Raw genomic sequence first — 17130 nt, 5'->3', positions numbered from 1 at the left:
TTATGCTACTAAAAAAGAAAGAAAATCAAGAAACAGGAGGGGATACAGATGAAACAGGTGCAAAAACCGAAAAAACCCATAATTTTTTATTATGTGATTGCGCTGATCGTCATTCTGCTGTTAAATCTTCTGCTTTTCCCGAGACTTCTCGAGCCAAAAGTAACAGAAGTTGATTACGGAAAATTTTTGCAGATGGTAGATAACAACGAAATCAGCGAAGTCCAGATCCAGTCAAATGAGATTATTTTCAGCGACAAATCAAGCCCGGCGAATTATTATAAGACGGGTGTGATGAATGATTACAAGCTGGTAGATCGTTTATATGAGGCAGGTATTACCGAATTCGGAACGCCGATCATAGAGCAGATGTCGCCACTCATGGAATTTCTTTTAACATGGGTAATACCGATCGTTGTGATGGTTGCGCTCGGACAGTGGCTGATGAAACGCATGACGAGCAAGATGATGGGCGGCATGGGAAATGCGATGAGCTTTGGAAAGAGCAACGCCAAGGTTTATGTACAGTCCGAAACCGGCATTAAATTTGCAGATGTTGCCGGAGAGGATGAGGCAAAAGAAATTTTACAGGAGATTGTTGACTTCCTGCATAATCCCAAAAAATATGAAGAAATTGGTGCAAAAATGCCGAAAGGAGCACTGCTTGTCGGCCCTCCAGGAACCGGTAAAACGCTGCTTGCAAAGGCAGTAGCCGGAGAGGCAAATGTTCCGTTCTTCTCCATTTCCGGTTCTGAGTTTGTCGAGATGTTCGTCGGCATGGGAGCTGCGAAGGTGCGTGACCTGTTCCAGCAGGCAAATGAGAAAGCACCGTGTATCGTCTTTATCGATGAGATCGATACCGTCGGCAAAAAACGTGACGGCGGCGGATTCTCCGGAAACGACGAGCGTGAGCAGACCCTGAACCAGCTGCTTGCCGAGATGGATGGATTCGATGGAAAGAAAGGCGTTGTCATTCTGGCAGCGACGAACCGTCCGGATTCCCTGGACCCGGCACTTCTTCGTCCGGGCCGTTTCGACCGCCGTGTGCCGGTTGAACTGCCTGACTTAAAAGGCCGTGAGGAAATCCTGAAAGTCCATGCGAAAAACATCCGCGTGGGCGACAATGTCGATTACAATGCGATCGCACGTATGGCATCCGGTGCTTCTGGTGCAGAACTTGCCAATATGATCAACGAGGCAGCACTCCGTGCCGTCCGTGATGGAAGAAAATTCGTCACCCAGGCGGATCTGGAGGAGAGCGTTGAGGTTGTCATCGCCGGATACCAGAAGAAGAATAAGATCATGACCGACAAAGAGAAACTGATCGTTTCCTACCACGAGGTCGGCCATGCACTCGTCGCAGCACTGCAGAGCCATTCCGCTCCGGTTACGAAGATCACCATTATCCCGCGTACGTCCGGCGCCCTCGGCTATACGATGCAGGTGGATGAAGATGAGCACAACCTGATGAGCCGCGAAGAGCTGGAAAACAAGATTGCAACCCTGACCGGCGGCCGTGTGGCAGAGGATCTGGTGTTCCATTCCATCACGACAGGTGCTTCGAACGATATCGAGCAGGCAACGAAGGTGGCAAGATCCATGATCACCCGCTTCGGTATGAACGAGGAATTTGGTATGGTTGCATTTGAGACGGTAACGAACCAGTACCTCGGCGGTGACACTTCCCTGGCATGCTCCGAATCGACAGCAGCACAGATTGATGAGAAGGTTGTTGCAGCAGTCAGAAAACAGTACGACAAAGCAGAGCAGCTCTTAAAAGATAACATGCCGAAACTCCACGAGCTGGCAAAATATCTGTATGAGAAAGAGACAATCACAGGTGATGAGTTTATGGAAATCCTGAATTTATCCCCGGATCAGCTCACGACAACGAGAATGGAAACAAACTAAAAAGCGATAAAAGCAGATGAGAATCCCGCGTTACTGTTCACCCAGCAGTGAAACACTTGCTGTTTCACTGCGTAAGAAAGTGATTCACGAATCCCGCGTTTCAAGGCGACTTCAGCCTTGCGCGGGATTCTTTCTTGTGCTATAATGCTGTAATGCGAAATTATGACACAAAAAGACAGATTTTTTTAAGATAGACCAAGAGAACATAAGGAGAAACGCAATGAAGAAAAAACAGGCATGGAAAGTGATGGGTGCTGTCCTTGCGGGCACACTGGTATTTTCCGATGCAGTTCCGCTCCGTGCCAGCGCATCGGCAGGAACGGAAAAAAGCGCAGTACAGAACGAAACTGTCTCCGGAACGGAGAACGGTACAGAGACAAAACGGGCAGCCGTTTATGTGAATCTGAAAACCGGCGATGATACGGCAGACGGTACAACGGCAGAGACAGCAGTAAAAACCGTGGAAAAAGCACAGGAGCTTCTTGCAGTTGCAGCGGCAGAACTGCAGGCGGACGGGAAAACAACCGAAAAAAACACTGCTGCAGATACCAGCAAAACGGCAGCGGAGGAAGCAGCAGAAAAATATCTGGTATTCGTCGGAATGGATGAAAAAGAGCTGGAAACGTATCGAAAGAAACAGCAGAAAACAGACTTCAGGGGAAGAGTAACAGATACCGTTTTTGCGGCAGATGAAATCGTGGTGACAGAAGCCGGATATGAGGCTGTTCTGGCAGCAGAAAAAGCAAAAGAAACGGTTTCGGAAACACCAACGCTTGCGCCAGGCGAGTCTCCGGCACCGGATGCGGCAGAAGATACCGTAACACCAACTCCGGGTCCGACGGAAACGCCGGATGCAGAGCCGACCGCAGAACCAACGGTGACCCCGGACGCAGAACCGACGGAAACGCCGGACGCAGAGCCGACCGTAACGCCGGCGGAGGAACCAACGGCAACTCCGACACCGGATGCGGACAACGGAGAAGATACAGGGGATACACCAACGGCAGCGCCGACACCGGATGCGGAACCGACCGTAACGCCGGAAGTAACTCCGACGACAGCACCGGGCGAGAATACCGATGACAGTGAAAATCCGGAGAATCCGGAAACTCCGGCAGAAGATCCAACCGTGACACCTGCCCCGGATGATACAGCAAAAGACGATCCTGCAGCAGATGATACAAACCAGGACGATACAAACCAGGATAACCAGAACGGAACGGGAAATGATGCATCATCGGACCAGTGGAAACAGGATGAAAATCTGGATGACCTTGTAAAAGATGAAATTCAGAAAGAAAACGAAACCGTAAAAAATTTCGATGAAATTTCCAATCCATCCGGTACGGACAGCACAGAAGACGGCTATCTGATCTCCAATGTCTCTCTTTTGATCCAGCCGGTGGCAGTAAGTCTGTCCAGAAGCCTTGTATCAGAGGAGCAGACGGAAACAGCAGAAGCTGAGACGGCGGACGAAGGCGAGCATGAACTGCTTGCAGCTGCAGAGCAGAAATCCAACCTGAGTGCAGGTGAAATGACAGCAAGTGCAGCCGATGACGTAAGTACGCTGCGTGCCGCAGGAACGATCCTTGTAGGACCGGACAACTACGGAACGAATAAGACATCCACTCCGACTCCGACAGCCACACCGTCGAAGAGCAGCAGTAACAACAGCTCTTCCAATTCCAATACCGGAAGCACAAAGATTCCGCAGAAGAAGACACAGACCACTGTAAGCATCCGCAGCATCCCGGTCAACACCGGCGATGAGACGATGGTGCTTCCGCTGGCGATCAGCTCCGCACTTTCTGCAGCCGTTATGTTCTGCATGGCATTCCTTCAGATGCAGGCGAAACGCGCAAAGAGCATGGCCGCATGGCTGGAATTCAAAAAGAATCATCCGTTTGACGAAAAATAAAGAAACAGGCATATCCGGAAAAGCCATTCCATACATTTACAGTATGGGAGGGCTTTTTCTTATGGAAGAAAAGAAAACATGGGCGGTGGGTGCGGGCAGCGGGATCAGCTGGCTGAAGGCTCTTCTCGTTTCCTATCTGATCTCGGTGCTTCTTCTTTTGCTGCTGTCTTTCCTGCTCTGGAAATTTTCCTGGAAGGAAAGCTGGGTGCAGGCGGGCATTGTGGTGATCTATCTGGCATCAAGCTTTTCCGGCGGAAGAATGGCAGGAAACATGGCGGGAAAACGGCGGTTTCTCTGGGGCATCTGCTTTGGAATCGTGTATTTTGCCATTCTGATCATCGTCTCCGCAGTCTTCCTGCCGGGCGGATTTGCCGGAGCCGGAAGACTTCTGTGGGCGGCAGCAGTCTGTGCCGTCGGCGGAATGGCAGGCGGAATGACGGCACACGGCAGATAAAAGCGGACAAAACAGAACATTTTTTCAAAAAACAGACTTTTAAATTTGAAAAACCTATGCTATAATGGGAAGAGCTAATGGCCGAAGACTATAAAAAAGTCGCGCGTCAACTACAATGAAGGAGGAATGTGCCATGAAACACATCAAAACTTTAAATACAAAAAGCTTACAGAACACTGTAAAAAAAGGTGGATGCGGTGAGTGCCAGACATCCTGCCAGTCCGCATGTAAGACTTCTTGCACCGTAGGCAACCAGAGCTGCGAGCATAAGTAAAAGTAATCCATAAGGACGAGTAAAAGGTGTTCCCAGAACCGGTTTCGCCGGATTTGGGAACATTCTTTTTGCCAGGCACATCAAAAAAAGAGAGAGTTATAGAAAGGAATACCACAGTGATACATTTATATAAAAGCAATGGCTTCAACATGGTGCTGGACGTCAACAGCGGCTCCGTCCATGTTGTGGATGACTGCGTATACGATGTCCTTTCCTGCATGAACGAAGGAAAAAATGCAGAAGAGGCAGCAGAGGCGCTTAGCAGTAAATATGCCGAGCAGGACATCACCGAAGCCAGAGAAGAAATTCAGGAACTTACAGATAACGGCATGCTCTTTACAAAAGACATTTACGAAAACGCAATTGATCAGTTTTCCAACCGTCCGACCGTCGTAAAAGCACTCTGCCTCCACATTGCACACGACTGTAACCTTGCCTGTCGTTACTGCTTCGCAGAAGAGGGCGAGTATCACGGAAGACGTGCACTGATGTCCCTGGAAGTCGGCAAAAAAGCGCTTGATTTCCTGATCGCAAACTCCGGCAGCAGAAGAAACCTCGAGGTAGATTTCTTCGGCGGTGAACCGCTGATGAACTGGGATGTTGTAAAACAGCTCGTAGCCTACGGAAGAGAACAGGAGAAGTTACATAACAAGAACTTCCGTTTCACCCTGACCACCAACGGTGTTCTCTTAAACGACGAGGTCATGGAGTTCTGCAATAAAGAGATGGGCAACGTCGTATTAAGTATCGACGGAAGAAAAGAAGTTCACGATCACATGCGTCCGTTCCGCAAAGGTGCCGGAAGCTACGATCTGATCGTGCCGAAATTCCAGAAATTCGCTGAGCTTCGTCATCAGGATAAATACTATGTGCGCGGAACCTTCACGCATTACAACACAGACTTTGCAGCTGATGTTCTCCATCTGGCAGACCTCGGCTTCAAGCAGATCTCGGTTGAGCCTGTTGTAGCGCCTCCGACCGAGGACTATGCGATCCGTGAGGAAGACCTTCCGGTGATCTTCGAACAGTACGACATTCTGGCAAGAGAGATGATCAAGAGAGAAAAAGAGGGAAGAGGCTTCAATTTCTTCCACTTTATGATCGATCTGACCGGCGGACCATGTGTTTATAAACGTCTTTCCGGCTGCGGTTCCGGAACCGAGTACCTTGCGGTAACACCGTGGGGCGATTTCTATCCGTGCCACCAGTTCGTAGGACAGGAAGATTTCTGCCTCGGAAATGTTTACGAAGGCGTGAAAAAGACAGAAACTGTCAACGAATTCAAAAAATGCAACGTTTATTCCAAGAAGGAGTGCAGCCAGTGCTTTGCACGGTTCTACTGCAGCGGCGGATGCGCGGCAAACTCCTACAATTTCACAGGTAAGATCAACGATGTTTACGAGATCGGATGCAAGATGCAGCAGAAACGGATCGAGTGTGCATTGATGATAAAGGCAGCTCTGGCCGAAGATTAAAGAAAAGAGGAAAATCGCGACATGATGAAGAAGAAACAGAGTATCATCGCACTCGTCCTGGCAGCCATTGTAACAGTGCTTCTTGGATGGACGATGATCAAAGGATGGGGTCCTACCGGAACCGGTTCGATGAAGAACATCAACCTGGGTCTGGATCTGTCCGGCGGTGTCAGCATTACCTATCAGGCCGTAAAGGACAACCCGACAGACGAAGAAATGTCAGATACCCGCTACAAGCTGGAACAGCGTGCGCAGCAGTACAGCGAAGAGGCACAGGTATATCTGCAGGGCGACAACCGTATCACCATTGAAATCCCGGGTGCAACCGATGCAACCACCATTCTGGAAGAGATGGGTAAACCGGGAAGCCTGTATTTCATCAAACAGACCAACGATGACGGAACAGAAAACTACACCTACGACAGCTCGACCGGCGAGTACGTTCTGAACGGAAAAACTATCGAAGAGCTCGAGGAGGACGGCTCCGTCGTTCTGACCGGTAAAGATGTGGAGAGCGCAGAAGCCATGCATCAGCAGAACTCCACCACAAAAGCAACCGAGAGCGTCGTTCAGCTGAAAATGACCGACGAAGGAAAACAGAAATTTGCAGACGCAACCCAGGAAGCCTACAGCGCAGGAAAGAGCATCGGTATCTACTATGATGAAAAATTCGTCAGTGTACCGAGTGTAAACGCTGTGATTTCCGATGGTACTGCAGTCATCTCCGGCGGAAACATGGACTGGGATGAAGCAACCAGCCTGGCATCCACCCTCCGTATCGGTTCCCTTTCCCTGAAACTTGAGGAGATCAACTCCAGCGTCGTTGGAGCACAGCTTGGATCTGCAGCTGTTTCCACCAGCGTAAAAGCGGGAGCGATCGGCATTGTACTGATTATCCTTTTCCTTGCAATCGTATATCGCCTGCCTGGTATTGCTGCCGGATGGGCACTGCTCATCTATGTTGAGCTGAATCTGATTGCTTTAAATGCATTTGACCTGACATTGACCCTGCCTGGTATCGCAGGTGTTATCCTGTCGATCGGTATGGCGGTCGATGCGAACGTTATCATTTATGCCCGTATCGAGGAGGAGATCGGTGCCGGAAAGACGGTTCATGCGGCAATCCGCGACGGATTCAAGAAGGCAGCTTCTGCCATCCTGGACGGAAACGTGACGACCCTGATTGCAGCAGCTGTTCTGTATGCGCTTGCGAGCGGAAGTGTCCGCGGATTCGCCATGACACTTGCTCTTGGTATTGTTCTTTCCATGTTCAGCGCCATGGTTGTTTCCAGACTGCTGGTCAACAGCCTGTACGGTATGGGACTGAAGGATGCGAAATACTACGGAACCAAGAAAGAGCGCAAGGGATTTCCATTTGTGGAAAAGAGAAAGATCTTCTTCACGATCTCCTGCATTCTGCTGCTTGCCGTTCCGGCCAGCATGATTTTCATGCATCAGACAAAGGGAAGCGCACTGAACTTCGGCCTTGACTTCAAGGGCGGTACTTCCATCAACGTTCCGTTCAACGAGGATTACTCCATCGAAGAGCTGGACAAAGAGGTAGAGCCGGTTGTGGAAGGCGTGACAAAAGATTCCAATATTCAGATGACAAAGGTTGTCGGAGGCAACAATGTCATCATCAAAACACGTTCTCTGACTCTGGAAGAGCGTGAGCAGGTTTACCAGGCAATGGCAGACAATTTCGGTGTCGATACTTCTGAAATCACTTTCGACAACATTTCTTCTACTGTAAGTAAAGAAATGAGCCAGAATGCGATGAAAGCAGTTATCATCGCTGTAGTCTGCATGCTGCTGTACATCTGGATCCGTTTCCGCGACATCCGTTTCGCATCGAGTGCCATCCTTGCACTGATGCACGATATCGCCATTGTATTCGGATTCTATGTGGTATCCCGTATTTCGGTCGGCAGCACCTTTATCGCGTGTATGCTGACGATCCTCGGCTATTCCATCAACAGTACGATCGTCATCTTCGACCGTATCCGTGAGAATCTGCCGGAGTTAAAGAGAGAGCCGATCGAGTCCCTGGTTGACCGCTGCATCACGGACACCCTGACCCGAAGCATTTACAGTTCCCTCACCACCTTTATCACCATCTTTGTTCTGTTCGTGATGGGAGTTTCTTCCATCCGCGACTTTGCAGCACCTCTGATGGTTGGTATCGTATGCGGAGCTTACACTTCTGTCTGCATCACAGGTGCCCTGTGGTATGTGATGAAGCACGTTGGAAAAAACAAATATGTGCCGTCCAAAGCAGTACAGAATAAGACAAAAAATAAATAAAAGCAGCAAAAACCATAAAAAGAGAAACGCCGGACCGGAAAAGTCCGGCGTTTCCTGCTAACAGGAAAGAGGAGAACATATGAAGAAAGAACGCTGGGTAGTTTCGGCAAAACGCGCCGATTTCCAGGCAATTGCGGATCGGTTCGGCATCGATCCCGTCATCGCCCGCCTGATCCGGAACCGGGATGTGACCGGGGAGAAAGAGATCGAAGAGTATCTCTTCGGTGATCTGGAGCAGCTCCACGATCCGCTGCTGATGAAGGATATGGAGCGCGCGGCAGATCTGATCGCAGAAAAAATCCGGGAGAAAAAGCCGATCCGCATCATCGGGGACTACGACATCGACGGTGTTACGGCAACGTATATTCTGCTGACCGGATTAAAAGATCTCGGTGCCGATGCGGATGTGCGTATCCCGGACCGGATTGCAGACGGATACGGCTTAAATGAGCATCTTGTGCAGTTTGCCGCGGATGAGGGGCGGGACACGATCGTCACCTGTGACAACGGCATCGCGGCGGGCAGTCAGATCCGTCTGGCAAAAGAGCTTGGCATGACGGTTGTTGTGACGGACCACCACGAGGTTCCGTTTGAGGAGGATGAAAACGGAGAACGCCGCTACATCCTGCCGCCGGCGGACGCGGTTGTCAATCCGAAACAGAAAGACTGTTCCTATCCGTTTCCGGGCCTCTGCGGTGCGGCCGTCGCATGGAAACTGATCCAGACGATGGAGGCAAAAGCAGGTATTCCAAAGGAGCACAGCTTCCGCTTTCTGGAATTTGTCGCCATTGCGACGATCGGTGATGTGATGGATCTGCAGGGAGAAAACCGGATTTTTGTAAAAGCCGGCCTTCGGGCGCTCCATAAAACGCAGAACCTCGGCCTGCAGGAGCTGATCCGTGTGCAGGGCATCGAGGCGGAAAACGTGACACCGTATCACATCGGCTTCGTTCTCGGCCCGTGCATCAACGCATCGGGACGGCTTGACACGGCGGAGCATTCGTTAAAACTGCTCTGCGCAAAGACACGTGAGGAGGCCGCAAAGCTTGCCGGGGACTTGAAAGACCTGAATGAAAGCCGCAAAGAGCTGACGCGCCAGGGTGAGGCGAAAGCAATCGAGCTCGTGGAAACCTCCCCGCTGCAGAACGACAAAGTCCTCGTCGTCTATCTGCCGGACTGCCACGAGAGCCTTGCCGGAATCATCGCAGGTCGCCTGCGGGAGCACTTCCACAAACCATCCTTCGTACTCACCAGAAGTGAGGAGGGCGTCAAGGGCTCCGGCCGCTCGATCGAAGCGTATTCGATGTATGAGGAGCTCTGCAAATGCAAAGAACTGATGACGAAATTCGGCGGCCACCCGATGGCTGCGGGCCTTTCCCTCGCAGGAGAGGAGATGATCGAACCGTTCCGCCGGGCACTGAACGATAATTCCACGCTGACGGAAGAGGATTTCGTCGAAAAAGTTGTGATCGATGTGCCGATGCCGATCACCTACATCACCAAAAATCTGATCCGCCAGTTAAGTCTCTTGGAGCCGTTCGGAAAAGGCAACACGAAACCGCTGTTCGCACAGAAAGGACTGACTGTATTAAATTACCGCATTTTTGGAAAGAATAGAAACGTGGTGAAAGTACAGCTTGCCGATGCGGGCGGATACCAGATGGATGGTGTCTATTTCGGCGAGGGAGAAGCGTTCGCCGCATACGTGGATGCACATCCGACCCTCTCGGTAGCGTACTATCCGTCGATCGATACGTGGAACGGACGCGACAAATTACAGATCAATATCCAGAGTTATTTTTAAAGATGCAGAAAAGCCGCAAATACCTGATTTTTCTGCCCTGTTTTCTATCGGAAACAAAATTGACGCAGAAGAATATTGATGCTATACTGTAAGGTGAATTGTCAAACCTTGACGAAACGGAGGAATATTTTATGAAAAAAGTAGAGGATTACGTAAGAAGTATTCCGGATTTCCCGGAACCGGGTATTATTTTCAGAGATGTAACGAGTATCCTGCAGGACGCAGACGGACTGCAGCTTGCCATAGATGAGATGCAGCATTTTGTAGAAGAAGTAGACTGTGACGTAATCTGCGGAACCGAGTCCCGCGGCTTCATTTTCGGTATGCCGATTGCTTACAATCTGCACAAACCGTTCGTGCCGATCCGTAAAAAAGGAAAACTTCCTCTGGAGACCATCGAGGAGAGCTATGACCTGGAGTACGGCAGCGCAACGATCGAGATGCACAAAGACTCCATCAAACCGGGCCAGAAGGTAGTCATCATCGACGACCTGATTGCAACCGGCGGTACCGTGGAGGCTTGTGCAAAAATGATCGAGCGCCTCGGCGGCGAAGTAACCAGAATCGTGTTCCTGATGGAGCTTGCCGGCTTAAAAGGACGCGAAAAACTGGCAAAATATGATGTAAAATCTGTCATCCGTTACGATGGCAAATAACGTATCCAACGAAACGCAGGGGTTAATCATGAGAGCGGAGGATACATATGGAAGAAGAGAAAAGAATCAGTGAAGAAGAATTAAAGAAGGATGTGGCGGCGGCAGAAGCCAGAATCCGCAAGACGGACGATTTTACAAGTCCGGAGGAATTATACGGGGAATTGATCGCTTCTGTGAAAAAATATCATCCATCGGACGATATTTCCCTGATCGAAAAAGCATACCGCGTGGCAGCGGATGCACATAAGGACCAGAAAAGAAAGAGCGGGGAACCGTACATCATCCATCCGCTCTGTGTGGCAATTATCCTGGCAGATCTGGAGCTCGACAAGGAGTCGATCGCGGCAGGCCTTCTGCACGACGTTGTCGAAGATACCGTCATGACCGAAGAAGAGCTGACCGAGGAGTTCGGCCCGGAGGTGTCCCTGATTGTAAGCGGTGTCACGAAGCTGGCACAGCTGAAATATTCTGCGGATAAGGTCGAGGAGCAGGCAGAAAACCTGAGAAAGATGTTCCTTGCGATGGCAAAGGATATCCGTGTTATTCTGGTAAAACTGGCGGACCGTCTGCACAACATGCGGACCGCACAGTACTGGTCGCCGGAGACGCAGAAGAAAAAAGCGCGTGAGACGATGGATATTTATGCCCCGATCGCACAGCGCCTCGGTATTTCCAAGATCAAGGTCGAACTCGATGACCTTTCTCTGAAATATCTGGAGCCGGATGCGTACTATGAACTGGTGCAGAAGGTCAGCATGAAGCGGGAGCAGCGGCAGGAGTTTGTCGATGCGATCGTAAAAGAGGTGACCCGTCATATCCACCAGGCCGGCATTGAGGCAGATGTCAACGGACGAATCAAGCACTTTTTCAGCATCTACAAAAAGATGGTCAACCAGCATAAGACGCTGGATCAGATCTATGACCTCTTTGCGGTCCGCATCATCGTGGAATCCGTCAAAGACTGCTATGCAGCGCTCGGTGTCATCCATGAAATGTACACGCCGATCCCGGGCCGTTTCAAAGATTACATTGCGATGCCGAAGCCAAACCGTTACCAGTCCCTGCATACAACCCTGATCGGACCGAACGGACAGCCGTTTGAGATTCAGATCCGTACTTATGAGATGCACCGGATTGCAGAATACGGTATCGCTGCACACTGGAAATACAAAGAGGCCTCCGACGGCAAGAAACCGGGACCGGAGCAGGAAGAGGAAAAACTGACCTGGCTGCGCCAGATTCTGGAGTGGCAGCAGGACATGGCGGACAACCATGAGTTCATGAACCTCTTAAAGAGCGATCTCGACCTGTTTGCCGACAATGTTTACTGTTTCAGCCCGGCGGGCGATGTCAAAACGCTTCCGGTCGGCTCCTGTGCCATCGACTTTGCTTATTCCGTCCACAGTGCGGTCGGCAACAAGATGGTCGGAGCGAGGGTCAACGGAAAACTCGTGCCGATCGAGACGGAACTTCACAACGGAGACCGCGTCGAGATCATCACCTCGCAGAACTCCAAGGGACCGAGCCGCGACTGGCTGAAAATTGCGAAGAGTTCCCAGGCAAAGAGCCGCATCAACCAGTGGTTCCGCCAGCAGAACAAGACGGACAACATCGTCAAAGGCAAGGAAATGCTCACCAGCTATGCAAAGCTGAAGGGCAAAAACCTTGGAATCTATACGAAACCGATGTACGAAGAGGCTGTCATGAGAAAGTACGGCTTCCGCGACTGGGATTCCGTTCTTGCGGCCATCGGCCACGGCGGCTTAAAAGAGGGCCAGGTCCTCAACAAGCTGATTGAGACGTACGAAAAGCAACATAAAAAAGAGATCACCGACGAGCAGGTGCTCGAGGCGGCATCTGGAGAGAAAGTTCTGCCGGTTGGAAAGAGCAAGGGCGGCATCGTCGTGCGCGGTATCCACGATGTGGCAGTTCGCTTCTCAAAATGCTGCAATCCGATCCCGGGCGATGAGATCGTGGGCTTTGTCACAAGAGGACGCGGCGTGACCATTCACCGCACCGACTGTGTCAATGTCCTGAATCTGCCGGAATCTGAGCGGGCGCGCCTCATTGATGCTGAATGGCAGGCAGAGGACAACGGCGGCTCTCTCTATACCGTGGAGATCAGCGTTTACGCAAACAACCGTACCGGTCTTCTGGTGGATATCTCCAAGATCTTTACCGAGCGGAAGATCGACCTTGCGGCGATGAACGTGAGAACGAGCAAGCAGGGAACGGCTTCCATCGATGTGACGTTCGACGTGCACAACAACGAAGAGCTGAACAGCATCATCGAGAAGGTACGCCAGGTGGAGAGCGTGATCAATATTCAGAGATCGAGAGGATAAAAAGGAGAAAAGCGTATGATAAAGGTAAATTACCGGGCACTTGGAATGCTCTCGACAAACTGCTACGTTGTGGAAAATCCGGACAGCCAGAAGGTGCTGATCGTGGACCCGGGCGATTCGCCGCTGGAGATTGAACGCCAGATCGACGAGATCGACGGCGACCCGGAGGCCATTCTGCTGACCCATGGCCATTTCGACCATATGCTGGCAGCGGATGCACTGCGGAAAAAGTACCATATCCCGGTCTATGTCCATGAAAAAGAGCAGCACCTGCTGGGGGATCCAAAGAAAAATCTTTCCGGGCTCTGGAGCAAACCGTACACGATGCAGGCGGACAAAACCGTAAAAGAGGGCGATGTGCTGCATCTCGCAGACTTTGAAATCCACGTTCTTGCGACACCGGGGCACACGGCAGGCGGTGTCTGCTACTATATTCCGGCAGAGAAAGCACTTTTTTCCGGTGATACGCTGTTCTGCGAGTCCTACGGAAGATACGACTTCCCGACATCCTCCGGCAGAGAGCTGATCGCGTCGGCCAAGCGCCTGTTAAAAGAGCTTCCCGGGGATGTGACCGTGTATCCGGGCCACAACGATGAAACTACGATTGAACATGAAAAGAGGTACAATCCCCTTGCTTAATATCAGCCTTTGTTTTAACAGAAAAGATTTTGAATACGATGTGTATTCCCTGATCAAGGCATTCTATCCGGGCTGTGAGATTACCTCATGGTACGAAGAGGATGGGGCGCCGGACGGGGAATTTGCATATTATGATAAGATCCTGTACGCGGCAGACCAGATCTGCTTTTCCATAGAAAATGAGAAGCACGAAGAGCTTTCTGCCGCGTGTGAGGCGGTGGAATATGAAAAAGACCGCCACGAAACGAAAAATGTCCTGAAACGGATGGTCTATCGCACGCTCTCGAAAGTGAGCGGAAAAGAACTTCCGTGGGGCGACCTTACCGGCATCCGTCCGACGAAAATTCCGATGAAGATGCTGGAAGAGGGCAAAACAAATGTAGAGATTGCGAAATACATGCGCGAGACCTACTACACCAGCCCGGAAAAGACGGCACTTGCAATCACGATTGCCAACCGGGAAAAGGACATTTTAAAGACGATCGACTACGAACACGGTTACAGCCTGTACATCGGCATCCCGTTCTGTCCGAGCATCTGCCTGTACTGTTCCTTCGGCTCCCATGTGTTAAGCCGCTGGGAGCATATGGTAGATCCGTATCTCGATGCACTGATCAAAGAACTGATCTTTATCAGTGAGAACATGAAGGATTACACCCTTGATACGATCTACATCGGAGGCGGTACGCCGACCACGCTGAATGCGGCACAGATGGAGCGCCTGCTCACGAAAGTGACAGAGCTCTTCCCGATGGAGCAGGTGCAGGAGTTCACCGTGGAGGCAGGACGGCCGGATACGATCAATGAGGAGGTCTTAAAAGCCATCCGCAAATTCCCGGTCACCCGTATTTCGATCAATCCACAGACCATGAACCAGGAAACGCTGGATCTGATCGGACGCCACCATACCGTGGAGGAGATCGAGGAGAAGTTCCGTATGGCGCGTTCCCTTGGATTTGACAACATCAACATGGATCTGATCGTCGGTCTGCCGGGCGAGGACAAGGAAAAAGTGGCGCATACGTTGGAAAAAGTGGAAGCGCTGAATCCGGATTCCCTGACCGTCCATTCCCTTGCGTTAAAGCGTGCAACGAGACTCAACCTGTTCAAAGACAAATATCAGGAAATCTCGTTTGAAAACTCTGCCGAGATCATGAAAATGACGATGGACAGCGCACACCGCATGGAGATGGGACCGTATTACATGTACCGCCAGAAAAATATGGCGGGTAACTTTGAGAATGTCGGCTACTCCCGCGAAGGAAAAGCAGGTATCTACAACATCCTCATTATGGAGGAAAAACAGTCCATTCTGGCCGCGGGAGCCGGAGCGTCCACGAAATTCGTGTTTGAACACGGAGAGCGCATTGAGCGGGTGGAGAACGTGAAGGATCTGAAAAACTACGTGGAGCGTATCGATGAAATGATCGAGAGAAAACGTATCGGAATGGAGAAGTATCTGCCAAAATGAAAGAAAATTCCAGTCAGCAGCTTCACATGCTGCGCTATACCCTGACCGAGCAGCTCATCCATGGCATGGAAGTGAGCAATTTAGCTTACGATCTTGCGCGGGAACTTGGGTATGAGAAAGAAATCTGCTATGAGCTTGCAAAAGCGGGCGTTCTCCACGATATCGGAAAGATTGTACTGGAGAATTACGTAGAAGAACAGGATACACTCGTCGTCGAGGAGATGCGCTTTGTGCGGACCCATTCCACACTGGGCTATGAACTCCTGCAGGGACGCGGCTACTCCGATTTTGTGCTGGAGAGTATTCTGTATCACCATGAAAATTATGACGGAACCGGGTATCCGGCCAATCTGGCGGGAGAAAAGATTCCGTTTGGGGCGCGTATCTTACGCATCTGTGATGTGTACTGCGCGCTGACCTCCGACCGCCCGTACCGGAGTGCGTTTACGCGGAAACAGGCGATGGAGCTTATGACAGAAGAAGTCAAAAATTTCGATCTGAAAATGTTCCTGGCATTTCAGAGAGTGATCCACAGCGGCAGCCGGAAAGCGATCGAGCTTTCTGATGTCGATGAATTGATCCGGGAAATCATAAAGGAGAAAACAGAAAATGGCATTAAAAAAGAAACCGGTTACCGGAATGAAAGATATTTTACCGAAAGAAATGGCAATCCGTGACTATGTGATCCGTCTGATCAAGGAAACTTACGGAACCTTCGGCTTTACCTCCATGGAGACCCCATGCGTGGAGCACATCGAAAACCTGAACAGCAAACAGGGCGGCGAGAATGAGAAACTGATTTTCAAGATCTTAAAAAGAGGAGAGAAGCTGAAACTCGAGACCGCTGAGAAAGAAAACGATCTCGTAGACAGCGGCCTGCGTTATGACCTGACCGTTCCGCTCTGCCGTTACTATTCCAACAACGCAAACGAGCTTCCGTCCCCGTTCAAAGCACTTCAGATGGGAAATGTATGGCGTGCAGACCGTCCGCAGAGAGGAAGATACCGCCAGTTCATGCAGTGCGATATCGATATCCTCGGCGAGCCGACCAACCTCGCAGAGATTGAGCTGATCCTTGCTACCACCACACTGCTTGGAAAACTGGACTTCAAGAACTTTACGATCCGTATCAATGACCGCCGCATCTTAAAAGCAATGGCAGCCTACAGCGGATTCCCGGAGGAGTCCTATGACACCGTATTTATTATCCTCGATAAGATGGATAAAATCGGTTTTGAGGGCGTTGCCAAAGAGCTCGAGGAAGCCGGCTTTGCAAAAGAGTCCGTAGAGAAATACCTGAAAATGTTCGAGGAGATCACCCCGGATACCGCAGGCGTAGAGTACTGCCGTGAGAAACTCGAGGGATTCCTTGACAAAGAGTACGCAGACGGCCTGAAGACCATCATCGACAGTGTTAATGCCGTGAAGACCGCAGAATTCAAGATCGCTTTCGATCCGACTCTGGTGCGCGGAATGTCCTACTATACCGGACCGATCTTCGAGATCGCTATGGATGAGTACGGCGGATCTGTCGGAGGCGGCGGACGCTACGATGAAATGATCGGAAAATTCACCGGAAACCAGACCTGCGCATGCGGATTCTCCATCGGATTTGAGCGTATCGCTATGCTTCTGCTTGAGAGAGATTACCAGATCCCGGGCGCGCAGAAGAAAAAAGCGTACCTGATCGAGAAAAACATGCCGGCAGAGGGAATGCAGAAGATCATTCAGCAGGCGACAAAAGAGAGAAGTGAAGGCACGGCCATCAACATCGCCGTGATGAAAAAGAACAAGAAATTCCAGAAAGAGCAGCTTGCCAGCGAGGGCTACACTGAGATCGAAGAATTTTTTGTTGACAAAATGTAAGGAATATCCAATAATA

General features: G+C 50.6%; 13 protein-coding genes. All 13 read left to right on the top strand.

The annotated features are described in order from the left end of the window. Window positions 1–48: 48 nt before the first annotated feature. Window positions 49–1908, top strand: a complete 1860-nt coding sequence (gene ftsH / locus DWX32_RS08215; RefSeq protein ID WP_055219468.1) for an ATP-dependent zinc metalloprotease FtsH — start codon at window positions 49–51, stop codon at window positions 1906–1908. A 220-nt stretch (window positions 1909–2128) separates the two neighbouring features. Then, the gene (locus DWX32_RS19560; protein WP_158565830.1) at window positions 2129–3826 is read left to right on the top strand and encodes a hypothetical protein; all 1698 of its coding nucleotides are present in this window, start codon (window positions 2129–2131) and stop codon (window positions 3824–3826) included. Window positions 3827–3887: 61 nt separating this feature from the next. Beyond that, window positions 3888–4280, top strand: a complete 393-nt coding sequence (locus DWX32_RS19555; protein ID WP_158554962.1) for a TIGR04086 family membrane protein — start codon at window positions 3888–3890, stop codon at window positions 4278–4280. Between the two features lie 133 nt (window positions 4281–4413). Then, complete coding sequence (gene scfA / locus DWX32_RS08205; protein ID WP_022461131.1) at window positions 4414–4554, top strand: six-cysteine ranthipeptide SCIFF; 141 nt, start codon at window positions 4414–4416, stop codon at window positions 4552–4554. A 116-nt stretch (window positions 4555–4670) separates the two neighbouring features. Beyond that, complete coding sequence (scfB, locus tag DWX32_RS08200) at window positions 4671–6029, top strand: thioether cross-link-forming SCIFF peptide maturase (protein ID WP_117509255.1); 1359 nt, start codon at window positions 4671–4673, stop codon at window positions 6027–6029. 24 nt (window positions 6030–6053) lie between these two features. Beyond that, the gene (gene secD, locus DWX32_RS08195) at window positions 6054–8333 is read left to right on the top strand and encodes a protein translocase subunit SecD (RefSeq protein ID WP_117509424.1); all 2280 of its coding nucleotides are present in this window, start codon (window positions 6054–6056) and stop codon (window positions 8331–8333) included. Window positions 8334–8412: 79 nt separating this feature from the next. After that, window positions 8413–10137: a single-stranded-DNA-specific exonuclease RecJ gene (gene recJ / locus DWX32_RS08190; RefSeq protein WP_117509254.1), complete on the top strand. Its 1725-nt coding sequence runs from the start codon at window positions 8413–8415 to the stop codon at window positions 10135–10137. A gap of 131 nt (window positions 10138–10268) precedes the next feature. Then, the gene (locus DWX32_RS08185) at window positions 10269–10793 is read left to right on the top strand and encodes an adenine phosphoribosyltransferase (RefSeq protein ID WP_117509253.1); all 525 of its coding nucleotides are present in this window, start codon (window positions 10269–10271) and stop codon (window positions 10791–10793) included. A 47-nt stretch (window positions 10794–10840) separates the two neighbouring features. Beyond that, on the top strand, window positions 10841–13138 hold the full coding sequence (locus DWX32_RS08180) for a RelA/SpoT family protein (RefSeq protein WP_118640220.1): 2298 nt from the start codon (window positions 10841–10843) through the stop codon (window positions 13136–13138). A gap of 15 nt (window positions 13139–13153) precedes the next feature. Further along, the gene (locus tag DWX32_RS08175) at window positions 13154–13777 is read left to right on the top strand and encodes an MBL fold metallo-hydrolase (protein WP_055227612.1); all 624 of its coding nucleotides are present in this window, start codon (window positions 13154–13156) and stop codon (window positions 13775–13777) included. Then, on the top strand, window positions 13749–15248 hold the full coding sequence (gene hemZ / locus DWX32_RS08170) for a coproporphyrinogen dehydrogenase HemZ (RefSeq protein WP_055227610.1): 1500 nt from the start codon (window positions 13749–13751) through the stop codon (window positions 15246–15248). Before DWX32_RS08175 ends, hemZ begins: the two co-directional genes overlap by 29 nt. Then, window positions 15245–15925 carry an HD-GYP domain-containing protein gene (locus DWX32_RS08165; protein WP_070103204.1) on the top strand — a complete coding sequence of 227 codons (681 nt, stop codon included), beginning with the start codon at window positions 15245–15247 and terminating at the stop codon, window positions 15923–15925. Before hemZ ends, DWX32_RS08165 begins: the two co-directional genes overlap by 4 nt. Beyond that, window positions 15858–17114: a histidine--tRNA ligase gene (gene hisS, locus DWX32_RS08160; RefSeq protein WP_118659608.1), complete on the top strand. Its 1257-nt coding sequence runs from the start codon at window positions 15858–15860 to the stop codon at window positions 17112–17114. Before DWX32_RS08165 ends, hisS begins: the two co-directional genes overlap by 68 nt. Window positions 17115–17130: the final 16 nt, after the last annotated feature.

Source organism: Blautia sp. AF19-13LB, from assembly GCF_003479105.1.
In the GTDB taxonomy this organism is placed as follows: Bacteria; Bacillota; Clostridia; order Lachnospirales; family Lachnospiraceae; genus Fusicatenibacter; species Fusicatenibacter saccharivorans.
Note: the sequence above shows the minus strand (reverse complement) of the source record. Positions and strands in the feature narration are given on the sequence as shown.

Coding starts and splice junctions, on each gene's coding strand:
- ftsH (WP_055219468.1), top strand. CDS start 49: ATGAAACAGGTGCAAAAACCGAAAAAACCCATAATTTTTTATTATGTG.
- DWX32_RS19560 (WP_158565830.1), top strand. CDS start 2,129: ATGAAGAAAAAACAGGCATGGAAAGTGATGGGTGCTGTCCTTGCGGGC.
- DWX32_RS19555 (WP_158554962.1), top strand. CDS start 3,888: ATGGAAGAAAAGAAAACATGGGCGGTGGGTGCGGGCAGCGGGATCAGC.
- scfA (WP_022461131.1), top strand. CDS start 4,414: ATGAAACACATCAAAACTTTAAATACAAAAAGCTTACAGAACACTGTA.
- secD (WP_117509424.1), top strand. CDS start 6,054: ATGAAGAAGAAACAGAGTATCATCGCACTCGTCCTGGCAGCCATTGTA.
- recJ (WP_117509254.1), top strand. CDS start 8,413: ATGAAGAAAGAACGCTGGGTAGTTTCGGCAAAACGCGCCGATTTCCAG.
- DWX32_RS08185 (WP_117509253.1), top strand. CDS start 10,269: ATGAAAAAAGTAGAGGATTACGTAAGAAGTATTCCGGATTTCCCGGAA.
- DWX32_RS08180 (WP_118640220.1), top strand. CDS start 10,841: ATGGAAGAAGAGAAAAGAATCAGTGAAGAAGAATTAAAGAAGGATGTG.
- DWX32_RS08175 (WP_055227612.1), top strand. CDS start 13,154: ATGATAAAGGTAAATTACCGGGCACTTGGAATGCTCTCGACAAACTGC.
- hemZ (WP_055227610.1), top strand. CDS start 13,749: ATGAAAAGAGGTACAATCCCCTTGCTTAATATCAGCCTTTGTTTTAAC.
- DWX32_RS08165 (WP_070103204.1), top strand. CDS start 15,245: ATGAAAGAAAATTCCAGTCAGCAGCTTCACATGCTGCGCTATACCCTG.
- hisS (WP_118659608.1), top strand. CDS start 15,858: ATGGCATTAAAAAAGAAACCGGTTACCGGAATGAAAGATATTTTACCG.